7 protein-coding genes are annotated in these 6,129 nt (G+C 65.8%); 5 read left to right on the top strand and 2 right to left on the bottom strand.

Annotated elements, in window-relative coordinates; all coding sequences use genetic code 11:
• Window positions 1-506: SH3 domain-containing protein (locus tag ACN0T5_RS21560; RefSeq protein ID WP_417770659.1), on the bottom strand; the 506-nt coding region annotated here is incomplete at its 3' end.
• Entirely contained in the window at window positions 503-1,297 is a 795-nt protein-coding gene (locus ACN0T5_RS21555) for an ABC transporter permease (RefSeq protein ID WP_417770658.1), read from the bottom strand. The genes ACN0T5_RS21560 and ACN0T5_RS21555, both read right to left, overlap by 4 nt.
• Before the next feature lie 86 nt (window positions 1,298-1,383).
• On the opposite strand from ACN0T5_RS21555, the gene cysQ reads away from it, so the two are divergent.
• From cysQ to galE, 5 genes are all read left to right on the top strand, one after another.
• Window positions 1,384-2,265, top strand: a complete 882-nt coding sequence (cysQ, locus tag ACN0T5_RS21550) for a 3'(2'),5'-bisphosphate nucleotidase CysQ (RefSeq protein WP_417770657.1) — start codon at window positions 1,384-1,386, stop codon at window positions 2,263-2,265.
• Window positions 2,265-3,068 carry a 3-deoxy-manno-octulosonate cytidylyltransferase gene (locus ACN0T5_RS21545; RefSeq protein ID WP_417770656.1) on the top strand — a complete coding sequence of 268 codons (804 nt, stop codon included), beginning with the start codon at window positions 2,265-2,267 and terminating at the stop codon, window positions 3,066-3,068. The genes cysQ and ACN0T5_RS21545 overlap by 1 nt, the downstream gene beginning before the upstream one ends.
• A complete protein-coding gene (locus ACN0T5_RS21540; protein ID WP_417770655.1) occupies window positions 3,065-4,309 on the top strand; it encodes a glycosyltransferase family 2 protein in 1,245 nt (414 codons plus the stop codon). The genes ACN0T5_RS21545 and ACN0T5_RS21540 overlap by 4 nt, the downstream gene beginning before the upstream one ends.
• 147 nt (window positions 4,310-4,456) lie before the next feature.
• Window positions 4,457-5,350: a UTP--glucose-1-phosphate uridylyltransferase GalU gene (gene galU / locus ACN0T5_RS21535; protein WP_417770654.1), complete on the top strand. Its 894-nt coding sequence runs from the start codon at window positions 4,457-4,459 to the stop codon at window positions 5,348-5,350.
• Window positions 5,347-6,129: UDP-glucose 4-epimerase GalE (gene galE / locus ACN0T5_RS21530; RefSeq protein WP_417770653.1), on the top strand; the 783-nt coding region annotated here is incomplete at its 3' end. The genes galU and galE, both read left to right, overlap by 4 nt.

Below are 6,129 nucleotides of genomic sequence, written 5' to 3'. Positions count from 1 at the left end.
CCCGCGATCAGCACGCCGCGCCGCCCGTCGTCGAGCCGGAACGTCATGGCGTAGCGATCGCGCCGGTTCTGCGAGGCAACGGGGCGAAAGCCGAGGCCGTCGGTCTCGGCCTCGGGGGTGGCGAAGCGCAGGGTGCCATCGCCGGGTAGCGCGAGGCTCCAGAACGGTTCGGTGCCGGAACAGTGTCGCATCGGCGGCACCGCGCCCAGCCATTGCCCCGGCTGCCGGCGCAGGTAACGCAGGGCCGCCCAGCCCCGTCCCTCGGCGGTATTCACGAGGCCCCAGCGGGGGTTGTCGCTGGGTGCGATGACCTCGATATCGGTCGCATCCGGGGCAAGACCGCCGACGATCTTTGCCCCGGCGTCGGGTGCTGCGCGGATGTTGAGCACGTCGCCCGCTTCGACGCCGCTTACATCGTGCAGCGCAGGCCATGCGTCCTGGGTGGCCAGGGCGGGCCGCGCCGCGGCGAGGATGATAAACAGAAGAGCCGCGGCCAACCGTGTCATCGGCGCGCACCCCAGCTGATCGAGGCGTGGCGGCGGGTGTAGAACTCGCCCATCAGACCGACCATCAGCAGCACCAGTCCGACCATCAGCGGATATTCGACCGAGCTGTAGCGCGGCGCGTAATTGATGAAGGCGAAGCCGCGAGCCTGGTCGATGGCGTGGAACAGCGGGTTCCAGTCGAACATCGCCAGCATGAAGCCGGGCAGGGTGTTGGCCACGAACATCTTGCCCGAGGCGATCATGTTGGCACGCATGTATATGGTCTGGAAAATCGACACGAAGGTCGGGAACCAGGGCTTCAGCGCCAACAGCACGATCCCCAGCGCGCCGCCTGTGAACCATGCGACCAGCAGCATTCCGAAGGCGGCGAAAGGACGCTCGATCTCGAAGGGGGTGACGCCGACATGGTAGCCGAAGAGGATTACGACCAGAGACAGCACCTGGATGTAAAGCGTGCCCAGCGCCGCCGCCATGATCGAGATCACGGTATTCATCGGCGCGTGCTGCATCATCGGCGAGGCCGGTCCCTCGGCGCCGGCAACCGCGCCCATGGTCTTGACGTGGGTCATGTAGAGAAAGATCCCCGACATGATGTAGATCAGGAAATCGCCCCGGATCGCGGTGCCGCGCAGATCGAGGATCGCGAACAACACGTAGAAGGCCAGCACCATGATCGCCATCTGCAACAGGTTGATCCCGATCGACATCAGCGCGTTGCCATGGGTCTTGCGGATGTTGCGCACGATGCTGTGGTATATCAGCTCGGCCAGGATAAAGGCCGAGGTCAGCATGGATCGGGGTCTGTGTTGCTCGAACATCGCTCGGCCTCGCGCGGGGCTTGGGGCTGCCAGTATCGCAGGGAAATCTTGCCGTTCCCTTGGGCCGCGATCATAAAGGAAGCGGATTTAATATCAATGATGCCGCGGGCCGTGACGCGCGGCCTGCGGGCAGGAGCAGAAGTTTGGACTACGACAAGTTGAGCGCCGTGATGCGCAGCCTCGCCATCAAGGCCGGGGCGCGGATCATGGAAATATACGAGGCGGATGATTTCGAGGTGCGTGCAAAGGCCGATGACAGCCCGGTGACCGAGGCCGACCTGGCCGCCGACGGCATCATTTCGGCCGGGCTGCGCGCCGCCTTTCCGGAGTTCCCGCTCGTCACCGAAGAACAGGCGACGACACATGAGCAGTCGGTCGATACATTCCTGATCGTGGACCCGCTGGACGGCACCAAGGAGTTCGTTCACCGGCGTGGCGATTTTACCGTCAATATCGCGCTGGTCGAAAACGGTGAGCCGTCGCGCGGCGTGGTCTACGCGCCGGCAAAAAAGCGCATGTTCCTGACCGACGCAACGGGCGCGGCCTTTGAAGAAATCGGCGACCTCGACCCCGAAATGCCGGGCGAGATGCGCCCGATCCGCGTGGCGCAATCAAACAATGACGCGCTGCTCGTCGTCGCTTCGAAATCGCATCGCGATGCGGCGACGGACGCCTATATCGGGAAATACGCGGTCGCCGACATGCGCAGCGCCGGGTCATCGCTCAAGTTCTGCCTCGTCGCGACGGGCGAAGCCGATCTTTACCCGCGCGTCGGGCGAACGATGGAGTGGGACACGGCCGCCGGTCACGCCGTGCTGCGCGGGGCGGGCGGGCGTGTCGTGCGTTTCGATGATCACGCGCCACTTCGCTACGGCAAGCCGGGGTTCGCCAATCCGTTCTTCATCGCCCATGCGCCCGACGTGCAACTGAGGACTGCCTGATGCCGGTCGCGATCGTCATACCCGCGCGCTACGAGTCGAGCCGTTACCCGGGCAAACCGCTGGCCGTGCTCAAGGGCGCGACAGGGCGGGAACAGAGCCTGATCGAGCGTAGCTGGCGCGCCGCCTGCCAGGTCTCTGGGGTCGACCGCGTGGTCATCGCCACCGACGATGCCCGCATCAACACCGCCGCGCAGGGCTTTGGCGCCGAGGTTGTCATGACTCCGGAAAGCTGTGCCAACGGCACCGAGCGCTGCGCCGCCGCGATCGCAGAGATGGACGAGGAATTCGAGATCGTGGTGAACCTGCAGGGCGATGCTCCGCTGACACCGCATTGGTTCGTCGAAGAGCTGGTGGCGAGCCTGCGGGACGACGCCGAAGCCGGCATGGCGACTCCGGTGCTGCGATGCGACGGGCGGGCGCTGAACGGGTTTCTCGCGGACCGCCGCGCCGGACGTGTTGGCGGCACCACGGCGGTTTTCGGCGCCGAGCGGCAGGCCCTCTACTTTTCAAAGGAAGTGATCCCCTACACCGGCGACACTTATGACGACCGCGAAGAGGCGACGCCGGTGTTTCACCACGTCGGCGTCTACGCCTATCGGCCCGATGCGCTGGCCGCCTATGCCCGCTGGCCCTCCGGTCCGCTTGAACAGCTCGAGGGGCTTGAGCAGTTGCGCTTTCTCGAGCAGGGCAGCCGCATCCTCTGTGTCGAGGTCGAGGCGCATGGCCGCCAGTTCTGGGAGTTGAACAACCCCGAGGACGTGCCCCGCCTCGAGGCGATGATGCGCGAGATGGGCATGGAATGAGCGCGCCGGCGGTCAGCGTCGTTATCGTCAGCCATGGCCGCCCGACATCGCTGCGCCTCTGTCTCGAAGGGGTAACGCGTCTGCGCTATTCCGCCTTCGAGATCGTTGTCGTCGCCGACGCGGCGGGGATCGCTGCGATCGATGAATTGCCGGGCCGAGACCGGGTCAAGTCCGTCGCTTTCGAAGAGCAGAACATCTCGGCGGCGCGCAACCTTGGCATCGCGGCGGCGGCCGGTGAGATCGTCGCCTTCATCGACGATGACGCGGTGCCCGAGCCGACGTGGCTGATGCATCTCGCCTCAGGGTTCGATCTGCCGGGCGTTGCAGCGGCCGGCGGCTACGTGCGCGGGCGCAACGGCATCTCGTTTCAGTGGCGGGCGCGCGTGGTCTCGGACGAGGCGCGGCACCGCGACCTCGATATCGACGGCGACGAAGCCCGCGTGCCCCAGCCACCCGAGGGCTGGGCGCCGAAGCTCGAGGGCACGAACATGGCCATCCGGCGCGAGGTCCTGGCCCGGATCGGCGGCTTTGATCCAGCCTTTCGCTTCTTCCTCGACGAGACCGATCTCAGTCTGCGCCTTGCCGCCGCGCGGCAGACCGTCGCCGTCGTGCCGCTGGCCGAGGTTCACCACGCCTTCGCCGCCAGCCCCCGACGCGCGCCGGACCGGGCGGTGCGCGACCTCTTCGAGATCGGGGCGAGCATGGCCGTCTTTCTGCGCAAGCATTGCGCCGAGGCAGAGGCGCGCGCGGCACGCTGGCACGGATTCCAGGGTGAGCAGGGCGCGCGGCTGCGCGACCAGGTGCGGCGCAGGCTTATTTCTACCGGCGAGGTCGAAGGACTGATGCGCGGGTTGCGCGAGGGATACGAGGCCGGCCTTGCGCGCAACATCGCACCGCTGTCACCCCTTGCACAGCCCGACACGTCGTTTCGACCCTATCCAACCAGAACGCGCGGCCCGACGACGGTGATCTCGGGGCGAACCTGGCAGGTGCGCCGCCTGCGCCGCGCCGCGGTGGCGGCAGCAGAACGCGGCGAGGTCGCGACCCTGATCCTGCTGTCGCCGACGACGTTGTTTCACCGGCTGCGCTTTGTCCCCGAGGGCTACTGGGAGCAGCGCGGCGGCGTGTTCGGACGCAGCGACCGCGCACAGCCGCTTCTGCGCCTGACCGGCTTCCGGCGGCGGGTCGCGGAAGAGGTCGCGCGGGTGGCCCGTCAGCGCGGCATTGATGCAGATTTATGACAATTCAGGTAATTTGACCGAATCGAACGGTTGCTCCTGCGCGTGGGCAATCTATTTTGACTATGTGGGTTCGAAAGCAGCGACTCCGGGGCATAGTCGGGGCGGCAAGGCGCGGCCTCGGGTTGCGCCGAAACGAAGGGCAGGACGATGCGTAGAAAAGTGACCAAGGCGATTTTCCCGGTAGCCGGCCTGGGAACGCGCTTCCTTCCGGCCACGAAATCGGTTCCGAAAGAGATCATGACGCTCGTCGATCGGCCGTTGATCCAATACGCCATCGACGAGGCGCGGGCGGCCGGCATCAAGGAATTCATCTTTGTCACGTCGCGCGGCAAGGGCGCGCTCGAAGATTACTTCGACCATAACCCGGTGCTCGAGAGCGATCTGCGCAAGAAGGGCAAGACCGAGCTTCTCGAGATCCTGCGCGGCACCGACATGGAAAGCGGCGCCATCGCCTACATCCGCCAGCACAAGGCGCTGGGCCTGGGACACGCAGTCTGGTGCGCCCGCCGCCTGATCGCGAACGAACCCTTCGCGGTCATCCTGCCGGACGACGTGATCGCCGCCGAGAAGCCTTGCCTGCAACAGATGGTCGAGGCCTTCGAGGATATCGGCGAGAACATGGTCGCCGCGATGGAAGTGCCGCGAGAGCAGTCCTCGGCCTACGGGATGCTCGACATCGGCGAAGAGAACGGTCCGCTGGTGCGCGTCAAGGGCATGGTCGAGAAACCCGCGGCCGAGGACTCGCCCTCGAACCTCGCGGTGATCGGCCGTTACATCCTGACGCCGAAGGTTTTGCAGAACCTCAACAAGCTGAAAAGCGGCTCGGGCGGAGAAATCCAGCTGACCGACGCGATTGCAGAGGATATCCGCCAGGAGCGCGAGGTTTACGGCTACCGTTTCCGTGGCCGGCGCTTTGACTGCGGCAACAAGTCGGGCTTTTTGCGCGCCACCGTCGCCTTTGGCCTGGCCCGTGACGATTTGCGCGACGACCTGATGGCCTATCTTCGCGAGTTGCAGCACGTCGACCGGGCGGCGGAATGAGCGAAACGACCTCGCGCACGGTGCTTGTAACCGGCGGCGCAGGATACATCGGCTCTCACGCATGCAAGTCCCTCAGGGCCGCGGGCTTTACCCCCGTCACCTATGACAACCTGTCGACCGGCTGGCGCGACGCGGTGCGCTTCGGCCCGTTCGAAGAGGGCGACCTGCTGGACCGCGCGCGGCTGGACAAGGTCCTCGCCACGCATCGGCCGGCGGCGATTATGCATTTCGCCGCGCTCAGCCAGGTCGGCGAGAGCATGAGAGATCCGGGTCTTTACTGGCGCAACAACGCTCTCGGCTCGCTGACTCTGATCGAAGCCTGCATTGCCGCTGGATGCCGCGACATCGTCTTTTCCTCGACCTGCGCCACCTATGGCGATCAGGACAACGTGGTGCTGGACGAAGACAGCCCGCAGCAGCCGATCAACGCCTATGGCGCCAGCAAGCGTGCGATCGAGGAGATGCTGCGCGACTTCGCGCATTCGGACGGGCTGCGCCACGTGATCTTCCGATATTTCAACGTCGCCGGCGCCGACCCCGAGGCCGAGGTGGGCGAGTTCCATCGCCCGGAAACGCATCTGATTCCGCTTGTGCTGGACGCGATCGAGGGCAAGCGCGACGCGCTGACGATCCACGGCGACGACTATCCGACCGATGATGGCACCTGCGTGCGCGACTACGTCCATGTCATGGACCTGGTCGAGGCGCATGTGCTGGGCCTGCGACACCTGCTGGACGGGGGCGAAAGCCGGGTCTTCAACCTCGGGTCCGGCCACGGC

It is taken from the genome of Stappia sp., assembly GCF_048261845.1.
Classification (GTDB): Bacteria; Pseudomonadota; Alphaproteobacteria; order Rhizobiales; family Stappiaceae; genus Stappia.
Note: the sequence above shows the minus strand (reverse complement) of the source record. Positions and strands in the feature narration are given on the sequence as shown.

What these genes read in the sequence shown, in the direction of transcription:
- ACN0T5_RS21555 (WP_417770658.1), bottom strand. Translation starts at nt 1,297, where the DNA reads ATGCTGACCTCGGCCTTTATCCTGGCCGAGCTGATATACCACAGCATC.
- ACN0T5_RS21545 (WP_417770656.1), top strand. Translation starts at nt 2,265, where the DNA reads ATGCCGGTCGCGATCGTCATACCCGCGCGCTACGAGTCGAGCCGTTAC.
- ACN0T5_RS21540 (WP_417770655.1), top strand. Translation starts at nt 3,065, where the DNA reads ATGAGCGCGCCGGCGGTCAGCGTCGTTATCGTCAGCCATGGCCGCCCG.
- galU (WP_417770654.1), top strand. Translation starts at nt 4,457, where the DNA reads ATGCGTAGAAAAGTGACCAAGGCGATTTTCCCGGTAGCCGGCCTGGGA.